The organism is Massilia litorea, from assembly GCF_015101885.1.
Classification (GTDB): Bacteria; Pseudomonadota; Gammaproteobacteria; order Burkholderiales; family Burkholderiaceae_D; genus Telluria; species Telluria litorea.
Map to the genome: position 1 here is coordinate 1,054,869 of NZ_CP062941.1, position 25,626 is coordinate 1,080,494.

Below are 25,626 nucleotides of genomic sequence, written 5' to 3' on the forward strand. Positions count from 1 at the left end.
CATGGAAAACCGATCGTATGCATTGATGACGGGCGTCTTCACGATCGCCCTGCTGGTGGCCACCGTGCTGGCGGGCCTCTGGCTGAACCGCGACAAGACCGAATTGTCGCCCTATGAAATCGTCACCACCCAGTCGATCCCGGGCCTGAACCCGCAGGCGACGGTGCGCTACCGCGGCCTGGAAGTCGGGCGCGTCGACGAGATCGTGTTCGATCCGAAGGTCACCGGCCAGATATTGATCCGCCTCTCCGTCGAGGAAGGCTCGCCGGTGACCACCACCACCTTCGCCTCGCTCGGCTACCAGGGCGTGACCGGCATCGCCTTCATCCAGCTCGACGACGACCGCACCGGTTCGCCGCTGCTGAAAACCGACCCGAAGCACGTGGGCCGGATTCCGCTGCGTCCGGGCCTGCTCGACCAGCTGGAGAAGCGTGGCCTGGCCATCCTCGACCGCACCGAGCAGATCACGGCGCGCCTGAATACCCTGATGAGCGACGAGAACCAGAAGACCATCATCGGCGCCTTCGACAACATCGGCAAGGCCGCCGCCGCCTATGGCGCGATTCCGGAAAAACTCGGTCCGACCATCGACCGCCTGCCGGCGCTGGCGCAAAAGCTCGACAAGAGTGTCGACGCTGTCGGCGCCTTCGCCACCAGCGCCAGGGCGACCGCCGACAACTACGACCGCCTGGCGACCGGCCTGCAGGCGCCGGACGGCCCGCTGAACCGCCTGAACGGCGCGATCGGCTCGCTGCAGGGCGTGACGGGCGACCTAGAAGCGGAAACCCTGCCCCATCTCACCCGCATGACCGACGAAGCGCGCACGGCGCTGCGTTCGGTGCGCCGCACCGCCGACTCGCTGTCGGACCGTCCGCAAGGCCTTCTGTTCGGTAATCCGAACGTCCAACCCGGCCCCGGCGAGCCGGGCTTCGTCGCCCCGACCAAATGAGGATCCCCTTGAACACGAACCTGCACCGCCTTCTCGGCGCCGCCGTCCTCGCCTGTGCTGTCGCCGGCTGCGCCTCCAACAAGAACAAGGCCGACAATACCCAGTTCGACTTCGGCCCGCTCGGTGCGCCGACCGCGCCCGCCGCCCAGGCCCCGCTGGCCGCCATCGTCGTGATGGACGCCACCGGCTCGCCGACCTTCGAGAACGAGCGCATGGTCTACCGCCTGAACTACAACGACCCGCTGCAGGCGCGCACCTATGCCAACAGCCGCTGGAGCGCCAATCCGCTGCTGCTGGTGACCCAGCGCATCAAGTCGCGCCTGGCCCAGGCTGGAGTCAAAGTGCTGTCGGCGACCGATTCGGCCACCGACGTGCCGATCCTGCGCCTCGAGGTCGACGAGTTTTCGCATGCCTTTGTCAGCACGGTCGCCAGCGAAGGCCGGCTGGTGCTGCGTGCTTCGCTGTTCAGCGGCCACGCGCTGCTGGACCAGAAAACCTTCCTGCGCGCCACGCCGGCGCCCAGTGCCGATGCCGCCGGCGGCGCGCAAGCCCTGACCGCCAGCACGGACGCCGCGGCCGCCGACATGATCGGCTGGCTCGCGCTCGACCACCGTAAACGATGACGGAACCGGAAGCGCACGGGGACCGCAACGGCGCTGCAGGGGACAACGAGGCGCCGCGCCGCGGCTCGCCCGTCGTGCGCGCGTCCCTGCTGGCCTATCTGCTGCTGATCGTCTACGCCAGCTGGTACCCGTTTACCGGCTGGCGCAGCAACGGCCTGCCGCTGCTGTCCTTCATGAACCTGGTCAAGCAGCGCTACTGGACCGGCTTCGACGTGATGGTGAACGTCGTCGGCTATGTCCCGCTCGGCATCCTGCTGGCGCTGGCCATGTATCCGCTGGTGCGCGGCGTGTGGGCGGCGCTGCTGGCGGCCATCCTCGGCTTTTTAGTATCCGGCACGATGGAGGCGGTACAGAATTTCCTGCCGAGCCGGGTGCCTTCGAACCTCGATTTGCTGACCAATGCGGCCGGCGCCTTTATCGGCGCCTGCATCGGCCCGCTGCTGGCGCGCGGCCTGCTCGACCAGGGACGGCTGTACCGCATCCGCAAGCGCTGGTTTGCGCCGCATGCCAGCCAGGGCCTGGTCCTGCTCGCCCTGTGGCCGCTGGCCCAGATCTATCCGCAAAGCTTTTTGTTCGGCCATGGCCAGGTATTGCCGATCATCTCAGGCTGGCTCTCGACCTGGTTCGAGGAAGACATCGACCTGATTGCCATGCTGCGCCCGGGACCGGCGATGAGCGTCGAACAATTCTGGCTGTCGGAGACGATCATTACCGCCTGCGGCATGACCGGCGCCGCCCTCACCCTGCTCTGCCTGCTGCGCCGGGGCGCGCCGCGCTATACCCTGATGCTGCTGATGCTGGCCGCGGCGCTGGTGATGAAAACCCTGGCCAGTTCGCTGCTGTTCCGGCCCGATAACGCTTTTGTGTGGGTCACGCCCGGCGCCGAGGGCGGCTTCCTGATCGGCCTGATCATGCTGGCGGGCCTGGCCTTCGCGCCCCAGCTGGCGCAGAGAAGGCTGGCGGTGGTGACCCTGGTACTGAGTTTAATCGTGGTGAACACGATTCCCGCGAACCCGTATTTCACGCTGACGCTGCAGGGCTGGGTGCAAGGGAAATTCCTTAACTTTAATGGGGCGGCGCAGTTTTTATCGCTGTTGTGGCCGTTTTTTGCCTTGTGGTTCCTGCTGCTGCCGTCCCATAAACTCAATCGCAATTAAGAACGCGTATCATGGCGGTTGATCAGGTCAAGGATAGCGAGAACGGCATGAGCGATAACAAACCCTATTACGAACACCATGTGTTCTTCTGCATGAACGTGCGCGAAGGCGAGAATTGCCGCCAGAGCTGCGGCAAGGCCGGCGCCGAAGTCGCGCAAAAACACGCCAAGAAGCGCATCAAGGCGCTCGGCCTGAACGAGCCGGGCAAGGTGCGCATCAACCAGGCCGGCTGCCTCGAGCGCTGCGAAGAAGGCCCGGTCGTCGTCATTTACCCGCAAGGCACCTGGTACACCTATGTCGACACCAGCGACATCGACGACATCATCGATACCCACATCCTCGGCGGTGAAATCGTCGAACGCCTGAAAATCTGAATCCCGAACAATCCGCACCATGAACAAGTTTTCGAAACGTTTTACGCTCGACGGCCCGGCCGGCAAGATGGAATGCATGCTGGACCTGCCGGAGGGAGACCCGCGCGGCATCGCCCTGGTGGCGCACCCGCATCCGCTGTACGGCGGCACGATGGAAAATAAAGTGACGCAAACGCTGGCGCGCACCTTCGTGACGCTCGGCTATGCGACGGCACGTTTTAATTTCCGCGGCGTCGGCCAGTCCGAGGGCGAGCATGACCGCGGCCACGGCGAAGTCGACGACATGGCCTTCATGCTGGACTACATGAAGGAACAATACCCGGGCCTGCCGGTGGCCTTGTCCGGGTTCTCCTTCGGGACCTTCGTCCAGGCCCAGCTGCACGCGCGCCTGGTCAACGAGGGACAACCGGATGCGATCGAGCGCATGGTGCTGGTCGGTACCGCCGCAGGCAAATGGCCGCTGCCGAGCGTGCCGGAAGATACGATCCTCATTCACGGCGAGCTGGACGACACCATCACCCTGCAGATGGTCTTCGACTGGGCGCGGCCACAGGAAATCCCGGTGATCGTGATCCCGGGGGCGGATCACTTCTTCCACAAGCGTCTCAACCCCATCAAAAATCTTGTCGTGCAGATGTGGCGGCGTGACAATTGAGCGCGTCAGTGGCCTATAATTAGGCACTTCATTGATCCATGCCGCTGGGCAATGCTCTTATGGCACCCCTGCGGCATCCGCACCACCCCTACTGACCTACTTTAGCTCCCATGAAAAAACTGATTGCGGCCGTTGCCGCCAGCCTGCTGATGATGTCGGCGGGCGCGCAAACCGTGCCAGCCCCGCAGATCGCGGCCAAGTCGTGGCTGCTGCTCGACGCCACCAGCGGCCAGGTCATCGCGGCCCAGGACCCGGGCCTGCGCATCGAACCGGCTTCGCTCACCAAGGTCATGACGGCCTATGTCGTCTTCGAGGCGATCCGCGACAAGAAGATCGCCCTGAACACGATGGTCAACGTCTCGCCGCGCGCCTGGAAAGTCGATTCGAGCAGCTCGAAGATGTTCATCGATCCGGCCACCCCGGTCAGCGTCAGCGACCTGCTGCACGGCCTGATGATCCAGTCGGGCAACGATGCAGCCGTCGCCCTGGCCGAAGCCGTCGCCGGCGACGAAGGCACCTTCGTCGTGCTGATGAACCGCGACGCCCAGCGCATGGGCATGAAGAACACCAAGTTCGCCAATCCGCACGGCTTGCCGAGCCCGGACAACTACTCGACCGCGCAGGACCTCGCCACGCTGGCCGCCAACGTGATCCGCGACTTCCCCGAGTTCTACAAGATCGACTCGATCAAACAGTTCACCTACAACAAGATCACCCAGCAGAACCGCAACCGCCTGCTGTGGCTGGACCCGACGGTGGACGGCATGAAGACCGGCCACACCGAATCCTCGGGCTACAGCATGATCGCTTCGGCCCACCGCCCGAACGGCAACAGCGGCGAGCGGCGCCTGATTTCGGTCGTCTCCGGCACCAGCTCGGATGGCGTGCGTACCCAGGAAAGCCAGAAGCTGCTGAACTGGGGCTTCCAGAACTTCGATACCGTCAAACTGTATTCGAAGGGCCAGGCCATCGCCACGCCGGAAGTGTGGAAGGGTGCGCAGTCGAACGTGAAGATCGGTTTTACGAACGACGTGCTGGTCACGGTACCGAAGGGCGTCGCCGGCAAACTGAAGCCTGTGCTCGAGCGCAAGGATCCGCTGGTCGCCCCGCTGCCTCGTAATGGCCGCGTCGGCACGCTGAAAATGATGGTCGACAACAAGCCGCTGCTGGTGCTGCCGGTGGTCGCGCTGGAAGAAGTACAGGAAGCGAGCATTTTCGGCCGCGCCTGGGATTCGCTGCGCTTGATGATCAAGTAAGCGGCTTTTACTCTGCACCAATGCCCGCCCGGTTCGCGCCCGGCGGGCATTGTTGTTTGTCGGCGGCGGCTATAATGGTCCGTTACTTTTCAAGCAAGAAAGCCGCGCCATGACCACTCCCCTCGCCTGTCCCCGCACCACCACCCGCAAGGATGGCCCCGAACTGTCGCGCGTCATCGCCGGCATGTGGCGCCTGGGGGAATGGGATATGTCCGTCCAGCAGAGGATTGCCTTCATCGAGGAGTGTATTGCGCTCGGCGTGACCAGCTTCGACCACGCCGACATTTACGGCAACTACGGCGTAGAAGGCCTGTTCGGCGCGGCCTTGCGCGCGCAACCCTCGCTGCGCGGCCGCATGGAAATCGTCAGCAAGTGCGGCATCAAGCTGGTCTCGCCGGCCCGTCCCGCGCACACGATCCAGCATTACGACACCAGCCTGGAGCACATCGTCGCTTCCTGCGAGGAATCGCTGCGCCAGCTGGGCACGGAGTATCTCGACCTGCTGCTGATTCACCGACCGGATCCGCTGATGCACTTCGACGAAGTCGCCGAAGCGTTTACGCGCCTGCAACGCGCGGGCAAGGTGCGCCACGTCGGCGTCTCCAATTTCACGCGCCACCAGTTCGAATCGCTGAACCGGCGCGTGCCGCTGGCAACGAACCAGGTGGAATTTTCGCCTTTGTTCACGGCGCCGATGTTCGACGAAACCTTCGACGGCCTGCAAGACCTCGGCATCGCTCCGATGATCTGGTCGCCGCTGGGCGGCGGGCGCCTGTTCAGCGCGACCGATGCGCAGACCGCCAACCTGCGCGCGGTGATCCAGGAAGTGGCGGATTGCCTTGGCCAGTCCTTCGCCAGCGTCGTCTTCGCCTGGATCATGGCGCTGCCGAGCCGGCCGCTGCCGCTGACCGGCAGCGGCAAGATCGCCTCGGTTGCGGCGGCCGTCGCCGCCACCGGCTTCACGCTCGAACGCAGCGACTGGTTCGCGATCCTGCGCGCGGCGCGCGGGCACGAGGTGGCTTAATCATGGCCGAGCCGCTCAAGATCGTCGAAGGCAGGGCGCTGACGGCGCAGCAAAAGAAGGATTTATTGAACCGGCTGGCGCGCATCGAGGGGCAGTTGCGCGGCGTGCAGAAACTGATCGCGCTGGCGGCGGAACCGGCCGATTGCGAGGCGGTGGCCCAGCAGATGGCGGCGGCGCGCAAGGCGCTCGACCGCTCCTTCGTTCAATTGCTCACGGCCAGCGTGGTGACCCACAGTGAAGCGGCCGATGACATCGACGACGCACGCGCCGTGGCAGCCCGGCTGGCCGCCCTGCTCGACAAGTTTGCTTGATCAGATTTCTTCGTCGCCGTAAATGACGGGCGGCGCCACGCCGCGCCAGCCGCTGCGCCACGCAATGTTCAGCAGCAGCGTTACGCAAATGTAGAGCAGGAAGAACAGCACGAAAAAGCGCGTCTGCAATATGACGAGGAGCAGAACGGCAACAAGGATCACGCCTATCATCGCTTTGCTCAGGCGTTGCTTGCTGCTAGGAAAGCGTACGGTCGAGACCATCAGCGTGCCGATCGCCACCATCAGCGCCATCACCGCGAAGGCCTGGGTATTGTTGACCACGGGATCGGGCCAGGCCACCACCACTGCGGCCACGCAGGCGGCGCCGGCCGTGATCGGCATGCCGACGAAATAACGCGGATCGGTGCGCCCGACCGAGATGTTGAAACGGGCCAGGCGTAGCGCGCCGCAGGCGACAAAGATGAAGCAAGCCAGGCCGCCCATGCGGACGATCGTCGGATGCGCGGCGCTCATCTGCGCGAAACCGTAGCAGTACAGCAGCAAGCCGGGCGCACAGCCGAAATTCATGACGTCGGCGATCGAATCGAGCTGGACGCCGAAGTCGGACTGGGTATTCGTCGCCCGCGCAACAAAACCGTCGAGCGCGTCGAACACGCCGGCCAGCACCAGCAGGATCGCCGCCAGGCGGAAGTCTCCCGGCGCGCCGACCTGGGCATTGTCGACCGAGATGACGATGCTGCCGAAGCCGCAGGCAATCGACAGCAGGGTGACGAAACTCGGCAAGGCGAACTTGGCGCGTGCGAGGCGTGCGGGGCGGGGTTGGTTCAATTCGGGTCCGGGCAAGAGGATGATGGCCCTATTCTACAGTGCGGACGTGCCCGGTCGCGCACGGAGCCAGCCGTCGTACATATTCGATTTGCCCTAGAATGTGCGTTTTGGCTTGAAATGGATGGGGAGCATACGGATGAGCGAATTCCTTCGTGGGAGGATGATACTGGCAGGCTGCATTACCGCCCTGGCCCTGTCCGCGTGCGGCGGAGGCGGCGGTAGCAGCGCCAGCACGGTCACGCCGACCCCGACGGCGACCACGCCGACTCCCGACCAGCTTACGCCGCCACCCGCCGTTCCCGACACGCCGACTCTGGGAGGCGCTGGTGCGCCGCTCGCCACCGGCAATATCGCCAACGATGGCCGCGAATGGATCAATTACCGCCGTAGCCAGCTCGGCATGTCGGCGCTCGTCCGGAACAGCTTCATCGACCGCGCAGCCCAGAATCACTCCGATTACCAGCGCATCAACAACACCATCACGCACGACGAGGTGGCGAGCAACCAGGGCTTCACCGGCATCGACGTCGGCGCCCGTTTGACGGCCGCCGGCTACGTGTTCAACACACGCGCCTCGCGCGCGTATGGCGAAGTCATCTCGGCCACGAGCAATGGCTCGGGGCAGTACATGGCTGAAGAACTGATCACGGCGGTCTACCACCGCTTTGTCATCTTCGAGCCGGTGTTCAAGGAAATCGGTACCGGCGCGGCCACCACGTCCCAGGGCTATAACTACTTTACCGCCAACTTCACCGCCAACGATGGTTATGGCGCCGGCCTGTCCGGCGGCCAGGTGGCGGTCTGGCCATTCAGCGGGCAGACTGCCGTACCGCGCAACTTCTTCAGCGATACCGAGTCCCCCGACCCGGTGCCCGACCGCAATGAGGTCGGCTATCCGATCAGCGTGCACGCGAACATCGACGTAACGGTCCGGGTCACGAGCTTCACGGTACGCCCGCGCGGCGGCGCCGACCTTGCCGTGCGGCTGCTGACGAGTGCGAACGATACCCATACCGGCGCCTCCTCGGCCGCCATCGTGCCGCTGGCGCCGCTGGCGGCAAGCACGACCTACGACGTCAGCTTCACCGGCACCGCCGGCAGCACGCCGGTCACCCGTACCTGGTCGTTCGCTACCCGCTGACAGGATGACACCGCACAAGCCTGGCTTGTCATCTTCCTCCGACGTCGCCCCCGACGTTTCCATCGCTTCGCCGGTCCTCGATATCGAGGCCGGCGTCGAGCGCCTGATGGGCAACCGCGCCATCTACCTGCGCGCCCTCGCCCGCTTTCGGAATGATTACCGCAAGGCGGCGCCTGCAATCCGGGCCGCGCTCGATGCCGGCGACCGCCCCGGGGCGCGGCGCCTGGTCCATACGCTCAAGGGTGCGGCCGGCATGATCGAAGCAGCAGCGCTGCACGCCGCGGCGCTGGCGCTCGAAAACGCCCTGCGCGATGGCGGCAGCGGCACCGATGCACTGCTGGGCAGGGTCGATGCCGCCCTGGCCGCCGTCCTGCGCGAACTCGATGCGATGGTGCTGCTGGGAGAGGCGCCGCCGCGCACGCCGGCGCCGCCGACGGGCGACAACCTGGCCCGCCTGCGCGCCATGCTCGACATCGGCGACGGCGCCGCGGTCGAACTGGTCGCGACGGCGCGCAGCGAACTGCGTGCGCATCTGGGAGAACGGGGAATTGAAGAGCTGAGCGCGGCGGTGGCGGATTTCGATTTCGAACGCGCGTTGACGGTGCTCGACCGTGCCAGGCAGACCGGCTGAGAGCGCCTGAGAAAATTTTCAGGCGCTCAAATGAGGGCGCGCCGCCCGCTTAGCGCGTGTATTCCGCTTCTTCGTCGAAAGCGTCGGTGCAGTCCTTGCCGCAGAAGCGGCGCACGCTGTCGACCGGTTTTTCGCAGTACCAGCACGAACCCTTCGGCGGCAGGCTCAGGCGCGATGGCCTGGCTTGTACCGCGGCGGCGGGCAGCGATTCGGAAACCGTACCCTCGTTCATCACACTGTCTTGTATTGTTTCCAAGGTCCACTCCCTACCGGCAGCACGGTCTAAGTCGTCAAGCAAGATTACTGTAGTGGAACATTCGGTGCATGAGCAATCGCAATGGGGTGTTCCGCTGCGGCAGCGCTGCCACAGCCGTTCCCCAGGACCAGTGTGCGCCCAACCCGGCGCTCCCGCAACGCTGTCATGCGTGCTCTCTGCGCGTTGCGGCAAGCCTGCAACAGATCGCCCAACGGACGCCGCGCAGCCGCAAAAGCGATGTCAACTGCGGAAATCTTAGCAGTATTGACAACGAATCCTGGCGGCCTTCCAATCGTGCGCGGCCGTTTAATTGCGAGATTTTGTAACAGGCAAGAATTGCCGCTCAGCGCGCCGTTGAAGCTTGTGCGGCCGGTTCGAGCGAGACGCGCAGGCCGGTCGAGGTGGTCGCAATGCGGGTGGGGATGTACTGGACGCCGGCATAGCGCAGCTCGTCCATGCGGAAACTGTAGACCGGAATGTCGAGAATCGCCCGCTCGAGCACGACGTTCGCCGCACGCGACAGCTGGCGCGTCACGGACTCGTCGAGCCCGCTGATGGCGAAGCGTTCCAGGCGCGGCTCGGCCAGGTAGACGCCGCTTCTCGCCTGGTCGACCACGAGGCGGCCGGAAAAGGCGAGCGTGCCGCCGAGGGGATTCCTGAGGAAGGATTGGGCGACGCTGGCGTCGACCGTGAGCGCGACGCGGTCGCCCGGCAGCACGGCCAGCTGCGGGCGAGACAAACGCAGGTCGAACAGTTCCAACAAGCGGTTGTCCATCGGGAAGCGGCGGTCGAGGCTGGCCTGCAGTTTGGGCAGCGGAATATCGACTTCGCGCGGGCCGAGGAGGCTGGCGCAGGACGCCAGGGCGGCGGCCGCGGCCAGGCTCGATGCGATGAGGAAGACGCGTCGCGTAGCGCGTCGCGCGCGCAGGGGGTGTTGTTCAGCCATGCCAGCTCCTTGGGTTCGGGCTCAAGGGTAGCACGGGCTAATCGGAGGGGTGGTTTCGTAGGGTGGGCTCTTGAGCCCACCCTACGAAACCTGTCATTTACCGATACAGAACCGGCTGAAAATCACCCCGAGCAGATCGTCCGGCGTGAACTCGCCGGTAATGCTCGACAGCTGATCCTGCGCCAACCTCAGCTCTTCGGCAAACAAATCCAGCGACTGGTCATCCTGCGCCGCATGCTGCGCCGCCACGTCCAGATGCTGGCGCGCCGCGCGCAGTGCGATCAGGTGGCGTTCGCGCGCCAGGTAGAGCGACTCGCCCGTCTGCTGCCAGCCCGCGATGCGCAGCAGTTCCGCGCGCAGCAGGTCGATGCCGAGTTTTTCATTGGCCGACAAATAGATATGCGTGGCATCGGCCGCACCCTCGACGGTCGCCCGGTGTCCCGACAAATCGATCTTGTTCCAGATCCGTACCACCGGCACCCCGGCCGGGAAAGCGGCGACGATGGTCTCGTCGGCTGCGCTTGGGCCGAGGTTCGCGTCCAGCAGGTGCAGGATCACGTCCGCCTTGCCGACCTCTCCCCAGGTGCGCTCGATGCCGATGCGCTCGACGACGTCGATGCCCTCGTCGATCGCGCGGATGCCGGCGGTGTCGATGATGTTCAAGGGAATACCCTCGATCTGGATCGTCTCGCTGACTTTATCGCGCGTGGTGCCGGCGATCGGCGTGACGATCGCCACTTCCGCACCGGCCAGCGCGTTCAGCAGCGAGGATTTACCGACGTTCGGCTGTCCGACCAGCACCACATTCAGCCCTTCGCGCAGCAATGCTCCCTGCGCCGCCTGGCGGAACACGTGCTCCAGGGACTCGACGATGCCGGCAAGCTGGCCGCGTGCGTTCGATTTTTCGAGGAAATCGATTTCCTCTTCCGGGAAGTCCAGCGTTGCCTCGACCAGCATGCGCAAGTTGATCGTCTGTTCGACCAGCCGGTGCACGACTTGCGAGAACGCGCCCGACAGCGACTGGGAGGCCGATTTCGCCGCCGCCTCGGTGGAAGCGTCGATCAGGTCGGCCACCGCTTCGGCCTGGGCCAGGTCGAGCTTGTCGTTGAGGTAGGCGCGGCGCGTGAATTCGCCCGGTTCGGCCAGGCGCAGGCCGTGTTCGCGGCCCGCTTCCAGCACCCGGGACAGCAGCATCTGCAGCACGACCGGGCCGCCATGGCCCTGCAGTTCGAGCACGTCTTCGCCGGTGTAGGAATGCGGCGCCTTGAAGTACAAGGCCAGGCCCTGGTCGATGACGCTGCCGTCGACGGATTTAAAAGGAATGTAGGTTGCGTGGCGCGGCGCCAGTTTCGTATCGGGGAACAGCGCTTCGATCAGCGGGCCGAGCGATTTACCGGAGGCGCGGACCACGCCGATGCCGCCGCGTCCGGGTGCGGTGGCGATCGCCGCGATGGGAGAGGTATCTAGCTTCATGCGCGAATTGTAGATGATTTAAGGCAGGAAGCTGCCTGAATGAATGTGTGGCTTCGGTTAATCGTTGGCAATTAAAAAAGCCCGTGGAGTCCACGGGCTTTTGTTCACAACACAAGCAACTTACTTGGTCGCCGTGCCGTACTTCTTGGTGATCACCCACTGCTGCGCGATCGACACCAGATTGTTCACCACCCAGTACAGGACCAGGCCCGACGGGAAGAAGATGAACATGACCGAGAACGCCAGCGGCATGAACATCATCATCTTTGCCTGCATCGGATCGGCCGGCTGGGGATTCAGTTTCGCCGTGATGAACATCGAGATCGCGTACAGGATCGGCAGGATGAAGAAGCGGTCAGGCTGGGTCAGGTCGGTGATCCAGCCGATCCACGGCGCGCCGCGCATCTCGACCGAGGCTTGCAGCACGTAATACAGGGCCAGGAACACCGGCATCTGCACCAGGATCGGCAGGCAGCCGCCCAGCGGGTTGATCTTCTCGGCCTTGTACAGTTCCATGGTCGCCTGCTGCATCTTGACCGGGTCGGCTTTGTAGCGCTCGCGGATCGCCTGCATCTTCGGCGTGACGACGCGCATCTTTGCCATGCTGCGGTAGCCGGCGGCCGACAGCGGGAAGAAGGCCAGCTTGATCAGGATCGTGAAGGCAATGATCGTCCAGCCCCAGTTGCCCAGCAGCTGGTGGATCTGGTCGATGATCCAGAACAGGGGTTTCGCGATGATCGCGAACATGCCGTAGTCCTTGACCAGTTCCAGGCCCGGGGTGATTTTTTCCAGCGTCTTCTCGTCCTGCGGACCCGAGTACAGGCGCGCGGTGTTCGAGACGGTCGCGCCCGGTGCCACCGTGCCCAGCGGCTGGACGGTACCGATTGCGTACAAGTTCGTCGCCAGCTTCTTGGTGAAGATGTCGCGCGGGGCATTCTCGGCCGGAATGAAGGCCGATACGAAGAAGTGCTGCGAAATCGCCACCCAGCCGCCGTTCGCCTTGGTCGCGTGCTCGGCTTTGCCCTTTTCGATGTTCTCGAAGCTCAGCTTCTTGTATTTCTCTTCAGGGGTCCACAGGGTCGGGCCGGTGAAGCTCGGGGTGAACCAGGAGCTGCCTTCCGGCTTGTTGCCGTCGTGCTGCAGCTGCAGGTAGAGCGAAGGCTGGACCGGCGCCGCGGTCAGGTTGGTGACGTCGTGACGGACATCGACCACGTACTCGCCGCGTTTGAAGGTCAGCGTCTTGGTCAATTTGACGCCGCCCTGCTCCGCATCGAGCACGACTTGCACGGCATTCCCGCCGTCGAGGGTGCGCAGGCCGGGACGCGCCACGAATGGCGTGTTGTGGTTAGGCAGGACGCCGGCCGGGGTCGAACCGATCAGGCCGGTCTGGCCCAGGTAGACGTTGTTGCCGGTGACGTTGAACAGCACCTGGTTCTTCGTCTTGTCGAAGTGGTCAGGGAATTTCAGCAGCTCGAGGCGGCGGATGACGCCACCCTGGGTGTCGATCTCGGCCTTGATGACGTCGGTGGTGACGGTGATGCGCTCGGCCGGTGCAGGAGCGGCCGGCTGGCCAGGCACTGCGCCCGGTGCCGCAGCACCAGGCACCGCGCCGGGCTGGGCGCCCGCGGCCGGAACACCGGCGGCCGGCGAACCGGTGGTGCCGGTGGCATTCGCAGCGGCAGGCGCTTGCGCGACCTTGGCCGGCGGCGTAGGCGAGAACATCGATTGCTTACCGTTCGACACCATCCAGTTATTCCACAGGACGACAAGCGAGACGGCGAAGACAATCCACAAAATGGTACGTTTATTGATTTCCATTGAGGTATTGATCAGGAGTGGTTGCAACCGCAAGCGGCTGGGTGGGAATCTTTGTGCCCGCGTGGGGGCACCGGATCGACGCCGCCCGCATTCCAGGGATGGCAGCGGCCCAGGCGGCGCGCGGCCAGCCAGCTGCCGCGCAGCGCACCATGGGTCTGGAGCGCCTCGATGGCATAACTGGAACAGGACGGATAAAAGCGGCAATTCTGCCCGAGCATCGGCGACAGCACGAGTCGATAGGCTCGCACGATCCAGATGAGCAGGGTCTTCATGGCGTCGGTGGCGCAGGCGCCGGCCCAACGGGGCGGCGTGGACGCTGTGAAGCCAGCAGGCGTGACAGTTCGGCGTGCAGCAAGCGTTTCAGCGCGCTGTTGGTCGCCGGGCCGGCCTTGGTGTTCACCGGACGGGCCAGGCGAACGATGCAATCGACAGCCTGGATCTCGTGCGTGCGGAACAGTTCGCGCGTGACGCGCTTGATGGTATTGCGGGTGACGGCGCGCGGCGCGAAGCGTTTGGCCGCGACGATGCCCAGCCGCGCATGGGGCAGCGGGCTGGGTCGCGTGTACAACACGAAATGCGCGGATTTTTGCGTGGGCCGCAAACGAAAAACGGATGAAAACTCATCCGTTTTTAAAATGCGCCGAGCGCGCGCGAAGTCGTGCGAACCTTCGCCTGTCATGGCCGACCGCAGTGGAGCAGGCGAGCTGGCTTAGACAGCCAGACGCTTGCGGCCCTTGGCGCGGCGTGCGTTCAGGACTTGGCGGCCACCACGGGTAGCCATACGTGCGCGGAAGCCGTGCGTGCGCTTGCGACGAACGACGGAAGGTTGGTAAGTACGTTTCATGGTGGTCTCGCTTAAAGCAAAATAGGATGCAAAATCGGGTCTGACGTCTTCTCGTCAGGAATCGGCGCCAATGACAGTTCGCAGTTGTTAAGCCAGCGTCACGCCACAGCTCGTCCCTGCACTTCATGGCCAAAATTGCTCGGCTGACAGACAGGCGGACGGGGAACCCTGAATTAGACTCGATTTCGCCCCCGACTGTCAAGGCGACTGTTGTTTCACTTTTTACTGACGGTATGGATAACTCGATCTTTATCCCCAGCCAACGCGCAAAAACTTGGCCCAACCTGTGGATAACTTGCGCGTAGACGGGTAAAATAGCGTGTTACGTATCAATAAGCCGCATACATGGAAAATTTTTGGCAGACCGCCTCCGCACAACTGGAGCTCGAGCTGACGCCGCAACAATACAGCGCGTGGATCAAACCGCTCGTCGCCCTCGATTACGAGGACGGCAAGCTGCGCATTGCAGCGCCCAATCGATTCAAGCTCGACTGGGTGAAGTCGCAGTTCGCCAACCGCATCACGGCACTGGCCTGCCAGTACTGGGAAGCCCCGGTCGAGGTGCAGTTCGTGCTCGACCCGCGCCTGAACGTGAAAAAGCCGGACGCCGTGCGCCCTGCCCCGGCCGCCCAGGCGGAACCGGGCCAACTGCGCCCGTCCGCACCCGCTGAGCCGCAGCAAAATTTAAATATCGCCAACTCGCCGAAGCGCGAGCAGAGCCGCATCAACCCGGACTTGACCTTCGACAGTTTTGTTACCGGTAAGGCCAACCAGCTGGCGCGCGCCGCCGCGATCCAGGTGGCGAACAACCCGGGCGTGTCCTACAACCCGCTGTTCTTCTACGGCGGCGTCGGCCTCGGTAAGACCCACCTGATCCACGCGATTGGCAACCAGGTCATGGCCGACCAGCCGGGCGCGCGCATCCGCTACATCCACGCCGAGCAGTACGTGCGCGACGTCGTCACCGCCTATCAACGCAAAGGTTTCGACGACTTCAAGCATTACTATCACTCGCTCGACATGCTGCTGATCGACGATATCCAGTTCTTCGGCGGGAAAAGCCGCACCCAGGAAGAGTTCTTCTATGCGTTCGAGGCGCTGATCGCGGCGAAAAAGCAGATCATCATCACCTCGGACACCTATCCGAAAGAGATCACGGGCATGGACGACCGCCTGATCTCGCGCTTCGATTCCGGCCTGACGGTCGCGATCGAGCCGCCGGAACTGGAAATGCGCGTCGCGATCCTGCTGAAAAAGGCGCAATCGGAAGGCGTCACGCTCTCCGACGACGTCGCCTTCTTCGTGGCGAAACACCTGCGCTCGAACGTGCGCGAGCTGGAAGGCGCGCTGCGAAAAATCCTGGCCTACTCGCGTTTCCACGGCAAGGACATCACGATCGACATCGTGAAGGAAGCCCTGAAGGATCTGCTGTCGGTGCAGAACCGCCAGATCTCGGTGGAAAACATCCAGAAGACGGTGGCCGACTTCTTCAACATCAAGGTCGCCGACATGTACTCGAAGCGGCGCCCGGCGAACATCGCCCGCCCGCGCCAGATCGCCATGTACCTGGCCAAGGAATTGACGCAGAAGAGTCTGCCGGAAATCGGCGAACTGTTCGGCGGCCGCGACCACACCACCGTGCTGCACGCGGTGCGCAAGATCGCCGGCGACCGCCAGAAAAATGCCGAGTGCAACCACGAATTGCACGTGCTGGAGCAGACCCTCAAGGGCTGATCCGATCACACATCGCCGGGGGTGGCATTTACCCTCGGCAATTGGCAGAATAGTGCAGTAGCAACACTTTCAGTATTAACCCTTTCTGAGGACAACTATGCAATTGGTCAAAACCACCCGAGACACGCTTCTCCGGCCACTGCAGATCGTGAGCGGTATTGTCGAGCGTCGGCACACCATGCCGATTCTGGCCAATATCCTCATCCGCAAGGACGGCGAAAGCGTCTCTTTCCTGTCGACCGACACCGAAGTGCAGATCACGACGCACGCGAACATCGGTTCCGGCGATGACATCACCGGCACCACGGTCGCTGCCCGTAAACTGCTGGACATCCTGCGCGCGCTGCCGGAATCGGGCGATGTCACGATGACGCTGGCAAATAAACGCCTGGCTGTGCAGAGCGGCAAGTCGCGCTTTGCGCTGCAGACCCTGGCCGCCGAGGAATTCCCGACCGTCTCGGTTGCGGACACCTACAACGCCACCGTCACCTTGCCGCAAAAGACGCTGAAGCACCTGTTCAACATGGTGCACTTCGCGATGGCCCAGCAGGACATCCGCTACTACCTGAACGGCCTGCTGCTGGTGCTGGACGGTAACAAGGTGATTGCAGTCGCCACCGACGGCCACCGCCTCGCGTTCTGTCAGGTCGAAGCCGAGCAGGAATTCACGCGCCAGGAAGTCATCATCCCGCGCAAGACCATCATCGAACTGCAGCGCTTGCTCGAAGAAAGCGACGAAACCGTCCAGCTCGACATCGCCGCGTCGCAGGTCAAACTGACCTTCGCCGACATCGAACTGGTCTCGAAGCTGGTCGAAGGTAAATTCCCTGACTACACCCGCGTGATCCCGAAGGGCTATAAAAACGACTTCACGATCAGCCGCGACGAACTGCTGCGCTCGCTGCAGCGCGCCGCGATCATGACCAGCGACAAGTTCAAGGGCGTGCGCTGCATCATCACCCCGGGCAGCATGAAGATCAGCTCGACCAATGCCGACCAGGAAGAAGCGGTCGAAGAACTCGAGATCGACTACGGCGGCGACCAGATCGACATCGGTTTCAACGTCACGTATTTGCTCGACGTGCTGAACAACCTGAAGTGCGACCAGGTGAACATCGCCCTGGGCGACTCGAATTCGTCGGCCCTGATCTCGATTCCCGACAATGGCGATTTTAAGTATGTCGTCATGCCGATGCGCATCTAAAAGATACGCGCATTAATTCGGCGATTCGGGCTGCTGCCTCTTGTTTAATCAAGGTCGCGGCCCGAACTGAGCAGTCTGAATACACAGTTTTTTGAGAAAGCAGTCCATGTCCGATAACACCAACGAAATGCCCCAGTCGCCGATGATGTCGGACGATTACGGCGCCGCCTCGATTCAAATTCTGGAAGGCCTGGAAGCGGTGCGCAAGCGCCCGGGCATGTACATTGGCGATACCTCGGACGGCACCGGCCTGCACCACCTCGTCTTCGAGGTGCTCGATAACTCGATCGACGAATCGCTGGCCGGCTACTGCACCGAAATCCACGTCACCATCCACGCCGACAATTCGATCTCGATCGCCGACAACGGCCGCGGCATCCCGACCGGCGTCAAGATGGACGACAAGCACGAGCCGAAGCGCTCGGCGACCGAAATCGCCCTGACCGAACTCCACGCCGGCGGCAAGTTCAACCAGAACTCCTATAAAGTGTCCGGCGGCCTGCACGGCGTCGGCGTGTCCTGCGTGAATGCGCTGTCGAAACTGCTGCGCGTGACGGTCCGCCAAAAAGGCAAAGTGCACCAGATGGAATTCGTGCGCGGCGTTCCGCAGAACCGCGAAATCGAGATCGTCGACGGCTTCGAAGTCTCCCCGATCAAGGTGATCGGCGAAACGGACAAGCGCGGCACCGAAGTGCACTTCTGGGCTGACGAAGAAATCTTCACGACGGTCGAATTCCATTACGAGATCCTGAGCAAGCGTATCCGCGAACTCTCGTTCCTGAACAACGGCGTCAACATCAGGCTGAGCGACCACCGCACCGGCAAGGAAGAAGTCTTCGCCTTCGAAGGCGGCACCCGCGGCTTCGTCGAGTACATCAACAAGGCGAAAACGGTCCTGCACCCGACCGTGTTCCAGGCCACCGGCGACCGCATGTCCGAGCATGGCACGAATATCTCGGTCGACGTCTCGATGCAGTGGAACGACGCCTACAACGAGCAGGTGCTCTGCTTCACCAACAACATCCCCCAGCGCGACGGCGGCACCCACCTGACCGGCCTGCGGGCGGCGATGACGCGCGTGATCAACAAATACATCGACGAGAACGATTTCGCGAAGAAGGCGAAAGTCGAGATCTCGGGCGACGACATGCGCGAAGGCCTCACCTGCGTGCTGTCCGTCAAAGTGCCGGAACCGAAATTCTCGTCGCAGACCAAAGATAAACTCGTGTCGTCGGAAGTGCGCGGCCCGGTCGAGGAAATCGTGGCGAAAACGCTCACCGACTTCCTGAACGAAAAGCCGAACGACGCCAAAATCATCTGCGGCAAGATCGTCGAAGCCGCCCGTGCCCGCGAAGCGGCTAGAAAAGCGCGCGACCTGACCCGCCGCAAGGGCGTCATGGACGGCCTGGGCCTGTCGTCGAAACTGGCCGACTGCCAGGAACGCGACCCGGCGCTGGCCGAGCTGTACATCGTCGAGGGTGACTCGGCAGGCGGCTCCGCCAAGCAGGGCCGCGACCGCAAGTTCCAGGCGATTTTGCCGCTGCGCGGCAAGGTGCTGAACGTGGAAAAGGCGCGCTTCGAGAAGATGCTGTCGTCGGAACAGATCACGACCCTGATCGCGACCCTCGGCACCTCGATCGGCCCGGACGAATTCAACGTGGATAAACTGCGCTACCACCGCATCATCATCATGACCGATGCGGACGTCGATGGCGCCCACATCCGGACCCTGCTGCTGACGCTGTTCTACCGCCAGATGCCGCAGCTGGTCGAACGCGGCCACATCTATATTGCCCAGCCGCCGCTGTACAAGGTGAAGTCCGGCCGCGACGAGCGCTATTTGAAAGACGACGTCGAGGAAGCGAGCTACATGATGATGGTGGCGCTGAACGGCGCCTCGCTGCTGCCGCGCGAAGGCGCCGAGCCGATCACGGGCGAAGCGCTGGCCGAGCTGGTCCGCCAGTACAACCTGGCCAACGCCATCATGATGCGCCTGACGCGCGTGATCGACCGTGCCGCGCTGACCGCCATCATGAGCGGCGTGACACTGGACATGATGACGCTGGAAGCCGCCGAGGCGTCCGCCAAGGTGATGGAAGCGGCGATCAACGATCCGGCCGTGCGCGTGGTCGTGCGTTCGGACGAGCTCAGCGAAAAGCACTCGCTGCGCATCGAGCGCATGCGCCACGGTAACGTCTACGTGACCTCGATCGACGCCGACTTCGTGCTCAGCAACGACTATGCCGTGCTGGCCAACGCCGCCGCGACCTTCCAGGGCCTGATGGGCGAAGGCGCCATCATGCGCCGCGGCGAAGGCGAGAAAATGAAGGAATTCGCCGTGCGCGAATTCCACGAAGCGATGATCTGGCTGCGCGAAGAAGCCGAACGTGGCGTGTCGAAGCAACGCTATAAAGGTCTGGGCGAGATGAATCCGGAACAGCTGTGGGAAACCACGATGGACCCGACCGTGCGCCGCTTGTTGAAGGTGCAGATCGAAGACGCGATTGCCGCGGACCAGATTTTTACTACGCTGATGGGCGACGAGGTCGAGCCGAGAAGGAACTTTATCGAGTCGAATGCGCTGCAGGCGGGGAATATCGACGTCTGATGTGATCCACGTGTTGTGAATGAACGGCCATGGCGACATGGCCGTTTTTTTTACGCCCAAAAATTGCATAAGCCCTGCGCATGCACTGGTCGAAAGTATTGCAGAAGGTCAATAAAGTAAGGAAGCGCATAGGCTACCGTTCAGTGTTCGCTTTTACATCACTGGCCGACACCGATGAATGCTCCCGACAAGCAGCAAGCGCCGGCAACGGCGGACGCACAGAGCCGCCCCTTGTTCCGCGCGCAAGCCATCGAGCACGCCGGCTCCAGGCAGTACGGCACGGTCATCCTCGCCCATCCCGTCAGTCACCGCGTCCTGACGGCAGTGTTCGTCGTGATCGCCCTGTGTATCGTCGCCTTCTTCTTCCTGTTCAGTACCACGAGAAAGGCCGAGGCGAGCGGCGTGTTGCTGCCGAGTGCGGGCGTGATTCGCGTTACGCCGGTCCAGGCCGGCATCGTCACCGACAAACGGATCAGGGAAGGACAGGCGGTCAAGGCCGGCCAGGTCATGTTCGTGCTGTCCGCCGAGCGCAGCAGCGCCGGCAGCGGATCGGCGGAGAAACGCGTCTCCATGCTGCTCGAAAGCCAGCTCGCCAGCCTGCGCACCGAACTGAAGCAGTCGGAAATACAGGGTAGCCAGCGCATTGCCGCCGCCAGGCAGCGGGCACGCGACCTGGCGCTGGAAGCCGAACGCGCCCTGGGCCAGATCGGCTTGCAGACCAAACGCGTCGCGCTCGCCGAGCAGTCCTTTACACGTTTTGCCGAGCTGGCGGCGACCAGCTATATCTCCGCCGCGCAATTGCAGGACAAGCAGGGCGAACTGCTCGACCAGCGCCAGCGGCTGGCCGATCTCGAACGCGTGCATGCCGCCAGCGAACGCGAACGGGACGCGGCGCAAGCGAACCTGGCCGACCTCGAACTGCAGGCGCAGCGTGAAACGAGTGCCCTGGGCCGGACCCTGTCCTCGCTCGAACAGAACCTGACGGAAAACGAAGCACGCAGGGAAATCCTCGTGCGCGCGCCCGTCGATGGCGTGGTGACGGCGATTGCGGCCGAACTCGGCCAGACGATTGCGCCCAGTACCACCCTGGCTTCGGTCCTGCCCCACGGTGCGCAACTGGAAGCCGAAATCTATGTTCCCTCGCGTTCGATCGGCTTCGTCAAGCCCGGCATGCTGGTGCTGCTGCGCTACCAGGCCTATCCCTACCAGAAATTCGGCCAGCACCGTGCGCGCGTGCGCGAAGTGGCCGATACCTCCATGCTGCCCCAGGAACTGGGACTGCCACAGACGCCCTCTTCGGAACCGCTCTACCGGATCCGCCTGACCCTGGACTCGCAAACGATCACCGCCTACGGCAAGCCATTGCCCTTGAAGTCAGGAATGGTCATCGATGCCAGCATCCATCTGGACCATCGCCGCCTGGTTGAATGGATTCTGGAACCACTGTTCAGCATTACCGGACGCGGCTGACAACCCGCTCCGGAACAACGCAACGGCAGGACCCTTTACGAGACAGCCATGAAACTCAAGAATTCCCCGCAGTATTCGTTTTGGCGCCGCAACCGGCTTCCTCTCATCCTGCAAACCGAAGCGGCCGAATGCGGCCTGGCCTGTCTCTGCATGGTGGCCAGTCATTTCGGCCACCGGCTCGATCTGGCCAGTCTGAGGGCGCGCTTTTCGGTGTCATTGAAGGGGACGACGCTCAAGGGTGTCATGAACATGGCGCAGGGCCTGGCGCTGCAGACCCGCCCCTTGAAACTCGATATCGACAAGCTGCCGCAGCTGAAAATGCCCTGTATCCTGCATTGGGACATGAATCATTTCGTCGTACTCAAAAGCGTATCGACCACCCACGCAATCGTTCATGATCCCGCGGTCGGCGTGCGCCGCCTGCCGCTGAGCGAGTTTTCCCGGCATTTCACCGGGGTCGCACTGGAATTGCAACCGACGACCGAATTCGTCAGGCAGGACGAGACGCAGAATTTTCCCTTGCTGTCATTGATGGGCCGGGTGACCGGTTTGCGCCGCGGCCTCATTCAATTATTGCTGCTCGGGCTGGCGCTGCAATTGTGCGCCCTGGTCGCGCCCTTCTATATGCAATGGGTGATCGACGAGGCCATCCTCGTTTCTGATCGCGACTTGTTGACGGTGCTCGGCATCGGCTTTTTACTGCTCGTGGTGCTGCAGACGGCAATCGGTGCGGTGCGCGGCTGGATCACGACCGCGCTTGCGACCGACCTGAATTTCCAGTGGTTCGGCAACGCCTTCGCCCACCTGATGAAGCTGCCGCTACCCTATTTCGAAAAACGCCATACCGGCGACATCGTCTCGCGCTTCACCTCGATCCACACCATCCAGCACAGCCTGACGACCCAGTTCGTCGAGGGAATCATCGACGGCGTACTCGTGCTTGGCACGCTGGCGATGATGTTCACCTATAGCCCGAAGCTTGCGGGGGTCGCCTGTATCGCCGTGCTCCTGTATGTCCTGTTGCGCCTGGTGATTTTCGGCGCGCTGCGCGACGCCACCGCCGAGCAGATCATCCACGCGGCCAAACAGCAAACCCACTTCCTGGAATCGGTGCGCGGCATCCAGAGCATTCGCCTGTTCGGCCGCAGTGAAGAGCGGCGCGCCAGCTGGATGAATGCATTGGTCGACCAGTTCAACGCCGACCTGCGCATCGCAAAGCTCGGCATTACCTACCAAAATGCGAATGCATTCCTGTTCAACAGCGAACGTGTGCTGGTGATCTGGCTCGCCGCAACCCTGGTGCTGGACAACACGCTGTCGGTCGGCATGCTGTTCGCTTTCATCAGTTACAAGGACCAGTTCAGCAGCCGCATGACCAGCCTGGTCGACAAGGTGTTCGAACTCAAGATGCTGCGCCTGCACGGCAACCGGCTTGCCGACATCGTCATGACCGAGCCCGAGGTAAGCAGCCAGGACTTTGAAATCGACACAAGCGCAATCACTCCCTCGATCGAGTTCCGGAACGTCTCCTTCCGCTACGGCGATGGCGAAGCGTTTATCCTCAAAAACCTGAATCTGGTGATTCCCGCGGGCGAATGCATTGCCGTGACCGGCCCCTCCGGCTGCGGCAAGACGACGCTCATGAAACTGTTACTGGGTCTGCTCGATCCGGTGGAAGGCGAGATTCTGATCAACGGCATCAAACTGCAGCAACTCGGCGCAGCCAATTTCCGCAACCTGATCGGCACCGTGATGCAGGACGACGGCCTGTTCGCCGGCTCGATTGCCGACAACATCAGTTTTTTCTCGCCCACGGCCGATCTCGAACGCGTGCAGGGATGCGCGCAACTGGCCGCCATTCATCCGGAAATCATGAGCATGCCCATGGCCTACAACACCCTCGTCGGCGACATCGGCAGCGGGCTGTCGGGCGGACAAAAGCAGCGTCTCCTGCTGGCGCGGGCGCTGTATAAACAGCCGAAGATCCTGGTACTGGATGAGGCGACCAGCCATCTGGATGTGTGGAACGAGCAAGCCGTCAATGCGGCGATCAAGACGCTCGCGCTGACCCGCGTGTTAGTTGCGCACCGGCCCGAAACGATCGCCATGGCGGAGCGGGTCGTGGTGCTGCAGCAGGGGGCGATCGTGCAGGATCATCGGCAGAGCGAGATTCAGAAGATACGGGCGTGATGTATGGAGCACGCGTGATCACATTCGAGCGCAAACCGATCGATAGATTATTGAAAAGATATTGAACAAACAGTAGACTCCAAGACACCGTGTCCTGGCCTACTGTATGTCTCTTATTCCCGAAGTTTAAACAGCAAGTGCCAGCTCATGGAGCGAAAAAGAGCTGAGGAGCGCAGTAGACGCTTACTTGGTGATGCTTCGTTCGGAACTGAAGGGCGAGCCTTACAACAAGGCCGAAGTCAATCGCCAGCTGCGTGACGGACCGCTTGCAGGTCGAACGAAGGCATCGGTCGAATTCCGCATGCAGAACATCTCGGCGGCACTGTACGAACTCAAGACGCCGTATATCGCCGGCTATCTCCCTGCACGCAATATCGGCACTGCCGTGAAGGAGAAAATGGTCGCGCTGCTCCAACTGCACGACATCGCATTTTTGACCGCTTACGTGCCGACGGCGGATGCGGCTGCATTGGCGGCGCAGGTCTCGACATTGCGCAACCAGGCATACTTGAAGATACCGACAGGCTCGAAGCATCCCCAGCTAGCACTCAAGACCAGCGCCAGCTATGTGCGCGATCCCGCCGTCAAGGCCTGGGTCCTCAAGGTCGCCGACGGAATGTGCGAAGGCTGCGATCAGGCCGCACCTTTTATTGGCAACGATGGATTACCGTACCTGGAAGTGCATCACGTGATGCCTCTGGCGAGCCACGGCTCGGATACCCCGACAAATGCCGTGGCTTTGTGCCCGAATTGCCATCGCCGCTGCCATTACGCGAATGACAGCGACGAGTTCAAACTCCACTTGTACGAAAAGATTCCGCGACTGCGGCTGGAGGTGCCTGAACCGCTCGACGCGGGAACTTATGCGTCGATCGATGTGGGACGGACCTAAGAAAGCTCAGCGTGCCACGACATCCTTGCGCGTCAAGCCGTCGAAGGCCCGCACCGGCCGGGCACCGCCAGCCATGCCGGCCATTCGTCCCAGCGGCGCTTCCACCCAACGGAAAAACGCCGCTCCGCCCGCGAGGCTCGCCGCCCAGGCGATAAGCGTGCCCACTGCCTGCCACGCCACATCCACCGGCACAAACCGTGTAAATGCCGCATTCACCACCAGGCACACCGGGAAGTGCACCAAAAAAATCGAATAGGAGTTCTTGCCAAGCCAGTTCGCCAGCGACCATCCAGTGCTCGAACGAACCCGTACCCGCCCCAGCAGCATCAACACGCACGCCACGCTGAGCGCCACCGCAATCCGGCTCCTGAAATCGAGCGTCAGCGCCGCCAGCGTCGGCACGACCATCATCAGGAACAGCACCACAACAGTACGCGGCTTGCGCGCCGGATCACCGGCCCACCAGGCCAGCATGCCCAAGCCATAGCTGCCGAAGAAATACGGTGCCCACACATCCCAGTCCGCATCGCGGTTGAAGTAGAACAGCGAGGACACGACGACCACCGTCATCATCACAGGCGCGAGCCACGGCCGATGCAGTCCGCCGGACAGGCGCCCGCACAGCCACAACAGCAAGGCAGCCCCCGCATACAGCTGGAAATCGATGGCCACGTACCAGGCACCGGCGGACAAGGATTCGTAACCGAGCACGCTGTGCAGCAGCAGCACGTGCGCGGCCAGTTGCGTCACGCTCGGCGCGCTGGAAATCGATTCGTGCGTCATCCAGGCGGAGGCAATGGCCGAGGCAAGGGCGGCAAGCAAAGTGGCGACGATAAACGGCGGCGCCAGCTTTACATAGCGCCGCCACATGGTGCCAAGCGGGTTGCGTTGCGTTCCCAAGCCTTGCGGCGACAGCGATTTGGCGGCGAGAAAGCCGCCAATGACGAGGAAAATCTGGACAGCGATGCGGGCGTCCCCGGCGAGCCAGTCGAACAAGTCGGGCATGAGCGGCCGCGCACGGTCGGCCATCGGCCCGTAGAAGGCGAGATGATGCAGCACGATCAGCTGCGCCGCGACTGCTTTTAAAAGATTGATCAGGCCAAATTGTGTTTGCTGCGCTCCAGCTGCTGCGGGCACTACGCGACTCTGTACTTCCATCCACATCCCATGCCAGACAACATTGCTCCCAACCTTACCGAAGCGAATGCTGCTGATCTTGCCGAAAGGGCGCCATCATAGCCGAGCATGCAGAATTGTTACCACGCGATACGTTAGCAATTG

25 protein-coding genes are annotated in these 25,626 nt (G+C 62.7%); 16 read left to right on the forward strand and 9 right to left on the reverse strand.

Features of this window, described 5'->3' with window-relative positions; translation table 11 throughout:
* Window position 1 precedes the first annotated feature (1 nt).
* The 8 genes from LPB04_RS04685 to LPB04_RS04720 all read left to right on the forward strand — a co-directional run bounded on the left by LPB04_RS04685 (window position 2) and on the right by LPB04_RS04720 (window position 6,349).
* Window positions 2–949, forward strand: a complete 948-nt coding sequence (locus tag LPB04_RS04685) for an MlaD family protein (protein WP_193687585.1) — start codon at window positions 2–4, stop codon at window positions 947–949.
* Between the two features lie 8 nt (window positions 950–957).
* Window positions 958–1,572 (forward strand): ABC-type transport auxiliary lipoprotein family protein, encoded by a 615-nt coding sequence (locus tag LPB04_RS04690; protein ID WP_227496616.1) that lies wholly within the window; start codon window positions 958–960, stop codon window positions 1,570–1,572.
* On the forward strand, window positions 1,569–2,729 hold the full coding sequence (locus LPB04_RS04695) for a VanZ family protein (protein ID WP_193687587.1): 1,161 nt from the start codon (window positions 1,569–1,571) through the stop codon (window positions 2,727–2,729). Before LPB04_RS04690 ends, LPB04_RS04695 begins: the two co-directional genes overlap by 4 nt.
* Window positions 2,730–2,776: 47 nt before the next feature.
* Window positions 2,777–3,103 carry a (2Fe-2S) ferredoxin domain-containing protein gene (locus tag LPB04_RS04700; RefSeq protein ID WP_193687588.1) on the forward strand — a complete coding sequence of 109 codons (327 nt, stop codon included), beginning with the start codon at window positions 2,777–2,779 and terminating at the stop codon, window positions 3,101–3,103.
* A 19-nt stretch (window positions 3,104–3,122) separates the two neighbouring features.
* A complete protein-coding gene (locus LPB04_RS04705; RefSeq protein ID WP_193687589.1) occupies window positions 3,123–3,758 on the forward strand; it encodes an alpha/beta hydrolase in 636 nt (211 codons plus the stop codon).
* Between the two features lie 110 nt (window positions 3,759–3,868).
* Window positions 3,869–5,014, forward strand: a complete 1,146-nt coding sequence (locus LPB04_RS04710; RefSeq protein ID WP_193687590.1) for a D-alanyl-D-alanine carboxypeptidase family protein — start codon at window positions 3,869–3,871, stop codon at window positions 5,012–5,014.
* Between the two features lie 109 nt (window positions 5,015–5,123).
* Window positions 5,124–6,038, forward strand: coding sequence for an aldo/keto reductase (locus tag LPB04_RS04715; protein WP_193687591.1), 915 nt, complete (start codon window positions 5,124–5,126; stop codon window positions 6,036–6,038).
* Window positions 6,039–6,040: 2 nt separating this feature from the next.
* Window positions 6,041–6,349, forward strand: coding sequence for a metal-sensitive transcriptional regulator (locus LPB04_RS04720; protein WP_193687592.1), 309 nt, complete (start codon window positions 6,041–6,043; stop codon window positions 6,347–6,349).
* Here LPB04_RS04720 and pssA read toward each other — a convergent pair whose 3' ends face one another.
* On the reverse strand, window positions 6,350–7,138 hold the full coding sequence (gene pssA / locus LPB04_RS04725) for a CDP-diacylglycerol--serine O-phosphatidyltransferase (protein ID WP_193687593.1): 789 nt from the start codon (window positions 7,136–7,138) through the stop codon (window positions 6,350–6,352). It lies immediately after the preceding gene.
* A 136-nt stretch (window positions 7,139–7,274) separates the two neighbouring features.
* On the opposite strand from pssA, the gene LPB04_RS04730 reads away from it, so the two are divergent.
* Both LPB04_RS04730 and LPB04_RS04735 read left to right on the forward strand, forming a co-directional pair.
* Complete coding sequence (locus LPB04_RS04730) at window positions 7,275–8,279, forward strand: CAP domain-containing protein (protein ID WP_193687594.1); 1,005 nt, start codon at window positions 7,275–7,277, stop codon at window positions 8,277–8,279.
* 25 nt (window positions 8,280–8,304) lie between these two features.
* The gene (locus tag LPB04_RS04735; protein ID WP_193687595.1) at window positions 8,305–8,910 is read left to right on the forward strand and encodes an Hpt domain-containing protein; all 606 of its coding nucleotides are present in this window, start codon (window positions 8,305–8,307) and stop codon (window positions 8,908–8,910) included.
* A 49-nt stretch (window positions 8,911–8,959) separates the two neighbouring features.
* Here the strand turns inward: LPB04_RS04735 and LPB04_RS04740 are convergent, their stop codons facing one another.
* From LPB04_RS04740 to rpmH, 7 genes are all read right to left on the reverse strand, one after another.
* The gene (locus tag LPB04_RS04740) at window positions 8,960–9,142 is read right to left on the reverse strand and encodes a hypothetical protein (protein ID WP_193687596.1); all 183 of its coding nucleotides are present in this window, start codon (window positions 9,140–9,142) and stop codon (window positions 8,960–8,962) included.
* A gap of 367 nt (window positions 9,143–9,509) precedes the next feature.
* On the reverse strand, window positions 9,510–10,112 hold the full coding sequence (locus tag LPB04_RS04745) for a DUF1439 domain-containing protein (RefSeq protein ID WP_193687597.1): 603 nt from the start codon (window positions 10,110–10,112) through the stop codon (window positions 9,510–9,512).
* Window positions 10,113–10,205: 93 nt separating this feature from the next.
* Window positions 10,206–11,585, reverse strand: coding sequence for a tRNA uridine-5-carboxymethylaminomethyl(34) synthesis GTPase MnmE (gene mnmE, locus LPB04_RS04750; protein ID WP_193687598.1), 1,380 nt, complete (start codon window positions 11,583–11,585; stop codon window positions 10,206–10,208).
* 120 nt (window positions 11,586–11,705) lie between these two features.
* Window positions 11,706–13,403 (reverse strand): membrane protein insertase YidC, encoded by a 1,698-nt coding sequence (gene yidC / locus LPB04_RS04755; RefSeq protein WP_193687599.1) that lies wholly within the window; start codon window positions 13,401–13,403, stop codon window positions 11,706–11,708.
* A gap of 11 nt (window positions 13,404–13,414) precedes the next feature.
* Window positions 13,415–13,675, reverse strand: coding sequence for a membrane protein insertion efficiency factor YidD (gene yidD, locus LPB04_RS04760; RefSeq protein ID WP_193687600.1), 261 nt, complete (start codon window positions 13,673–13,675; stop codon window positions 13,415–13,417).
* On the reverse strand, window positions 13,672–14,082 hold the full coding sequence (gene rnpA / locus LPB04_RS04765) for a ribonuclease P protein component (protein WP_193687601.1): 411 nt from the start codon (window positions 14,080–14,082) through the stop codon (window positions 13,672–13,674). The genes yidD and rnpA overlap by 4 nt, the downstream gene beginning before the upstream one ends.
* Before the next feature lie 30 nt (window positions 14,083–14,112).
* Window positions 14,113–14,247 (reverse strand): 50S ribosomal protein L34, encoded by a 135-nt coding sequence (rpmH, locus tag LPB04_RS04770; protein ID WP_040378179.1) that lies wholly within the window; start codon window positions 14,245–14,247, stop codon window positions 14,113–14,115.
* Window positions 14,248–14,592: 345 nt separating this feature from the next.
* Between rpmH and dnaA the strand changes: the two genes are divergently transcribed.
* The 6 genes from dnaA to LPB04_RS24335 all read left to right on the forward strand — a co-directional run bounded on the left by dnaA (window position 14,593) and on the right by LPB04_RS24335 (window position 24,345).
* Window positions 14,593–15,981, forward strand: coding sequence for a chromosomal replication initiator protein DnaA (gene dnaA, locus LPB04_RS04775; RefSeq protein ID WP_193687602.1), 1,389 nt, complete (start codon window positions 14,593–14,595; stop codon window positions 15,979–15,981).
* A 97-nt stretch (window positions 15,982–16,078) separates the two neighbouring features.
* Window positions 16,079–17,185 carry a DNA polymerase III subunit beta gene (dnaN, locus tag LPB04_RS04780; RefSeq protein WP_193687603.1) on the forward strand — a complete coding sequence of 369 codons (1,107 nt, stop codon included), beginning with the start codon at window positions 16,079–16,081 and terminating at the stop codon, window positions 17,183–17,185.
* 106 nt (window positions 17,186–17,291) lie between these two features.
* Window positions 17,292–19,793, forward strand: a complete 2,502-nt coding sequence (gyrB, locus tag LPB04_RS04785) for a DNA topoisomerase (ATP-hydrolyzing) subunit B (protein WP_193687604.1) — start codon at window positions 17,292–17,294, stop codon at window positions 19,791–19,793.
* A gap of 174 nt (window positions 19,794–19,967) precedes the next feature.
* Window positions 19,968–21,263 carry an HlyD family secretion protein gene (locus tag LPB04_RS04790; RefSeq protein WP_193687605.1) on the forward strand — a complete coding sequence of 432 codons (1,296 nt, stop codon included), beginning with the start codon at window positions 19,968–19,970 and terminating at the stop codon, window positions 21,261–21,263.
* A gap of 48 nt (window positions 21,264–21,311) precedes the next feature.
* Entirely contained in the window at window positions 21,312–23,453 is a 2,142-nt protein-coding gene (locus LPB04_RS04795; RefSeq protein WP_193687606.1) for a peptidase domain-containing ABC transporter, read from the forward strand.
* Window positions 23,454–23,646: 193 nt separating this feature from the next.
* On the forward strand, window positions 23,647–24,345 hold the full coding sequence (locus LPB04_RS24335) for an HNH endonuclease (RefSeq protein ID WP_193688852.1): 699 nt from the start codon (window positions 23,647–23,649) through the stop codon (window positions 24,343–24,345).
* Between the two features lie 6 nt (window positions 24,346–24,351).
* Here LPB04_RS24335 and LPB04_RS04805 read toward each other — a convergent pair whose 3' ends face one another.
* A complete protein-coding gene (locus tag LPB04_RS04805) occupies window positions 24,352–25,503 on the reverse strand; it encodes an acyltransferase family protein (RefSeq protein ID WP_193687607.1) in 1,152 nt (383 codons plus the stop codon).
* Window positions 25,504–25,626 lie beyond the last annotated feature (123 nt).

Bases quoted from the DNA above. Each gene is read 5' to 3' on its own strand.
- LPB04_RS04685 (WP_193687585.1), top strand. From the start codon at position 2: ATGGAAAACCGATCGTATGCATTGATGACGGGCGTCTTCACGATCGCC.
- LPB04_RS04695 (WP_193687587.1), top strand. From the start codon at position 1,569: ATGACGGAACCGGAAGCGCACGGGGACCGCAACGGCGCTGCAGGGGAC.
- LPB04_RS04700 (WP_193687588.1), top strand. From the start codon at position 2,777: ATGAGCGATAACAAACCCTATTACGAACACCATGTGTTCTTCTGCATG.
- LPB04_RS04705 (WP_193687589.1), top strand. From the start codon at position 3,123: ATGAACAAGTTTTCGAAACGTTTTACGCTCGACGGCCCGGCCGGCAAG.
- LPB04_RS04710 (WP_193687590.1), top strand. From the start codon at position 3,869: ATGAAAAAACTGATTGCGGCCGTTGCCGCCAGCCTGCTGATGATGTCG.
- LPB04_RS04715 (WP_193687591.1), top strand. From the start codon at position 5,124: ATGACCACTCCCCTCGCCTGTCCCCGCACCACCACCCGCAAGGATGGC.
- LPB04_RS04720 (WP_193687592.1), top strand. From the start codon at position 6,041: ATGGCCGAGCCGCTCAAGATCGTCGAAGGCAGGGCGCTGACGGCGCAG.
- LPB04_RS04730 (WP_193687594.1), top strand. From the start codon at position 7,275: ATGAGCGAATTCCTTCGTGGGAGGATGATACTGGCAGGCTGCATTACC.
- LPB04_RS04740 (WP_193687596.1), bottom strand. From the start codon at position 9,142: ATGAACGAGGGTACGGTTTCCGAATCGCTGCCCGCCGCCGCGGTACAA.
- LPB04_RS04745 (WP_193687597.1), bottom strand. From the start codon at position 10,112: ATGGCTGAACAACACCCCCTGCGCGCGCGACGCGCTACGCGACGCGTC.
- mnmE (WP_193687598.1), bottom strand. From the start codon at position 11,585: ATGAAGCTAGATACCTCTCCCATCGCGGCGATCGCCACCGCACCCGGA.
- yidC (WP_193687599.1), bottom strand. From the start codon at position 13,403: ATGGAAATCAATAAACGTACCATTTTGTGGATTGTCTTCGCCGTCTCG.
- yidD (WP_193687600.1), bottom strand. From the start codon at position 13,675: ATGAAGACCCTGCTCATCTGGATCGTGCGAGCCTATCGACTCGTGCTG.
- rnpA (WP_193687601.1), bottom strand. From the start codon at position 14,082: ATGACAGGCGAAGGTTCGCACGACTTCGCGCGCGCTCGGCGCATTTTA.
- rpmH (WP_040378179.1), bottom strand. From the start codon at position 14,247: ATGAAACGTACTTACCAACCTTCCGTCGTTCGTCGCAAGCGCACGCAC.
- dnaA (WP_193687602.1), top strand. From the start codon at position 14,593: ATGGAAAATTTTTGGCAGACCGCCTCCGCACAACTGGAGCTCGAGCTG.
- dnaN (WP_193687603.1), top strand. From the start codon at position 16,079: ATGCAATTGGTCAAAACCACCCGAGACACGCTTCTCCGGCCACTGCAG.
- gyrB (WP_193687604.1), top strand. From the start codon at position 17,292: ATGTCCGATAACACCAACGAAATGCCCCAGTCGCCGATGATGTCGGAC.
- LPB04_RS04790 (WP_193687605.1), top strand. From the start codon at position 19,968: ATGAATGCTCCCGACAAGCAGCAAGCGCCGGCAACGGCGGACGCACAG.
- LPB04_RS04795 (WP_193687606.1), top strand. From the start codon at position 21,312: ATGAAACTCAAGAATTCCCCGCAGTATTCGTTTTGGCGCCGCAACCGG.
- LPB04_RS24335 (WP_193688852.1), top strand. From the start codon at position 23,647: ATGCTTCGTTCGGAACTGAAGGGCGAGCCTTACAACAAGGCCGAAGTC.
- LPB04_RS04805 (WP_193687607.1), bottom strand. From the start codon at position 25,503: ATGGAAGTACAGAGTCGCGTAGTGCCCGCAGCAGCTGGAGCGCAGCAA.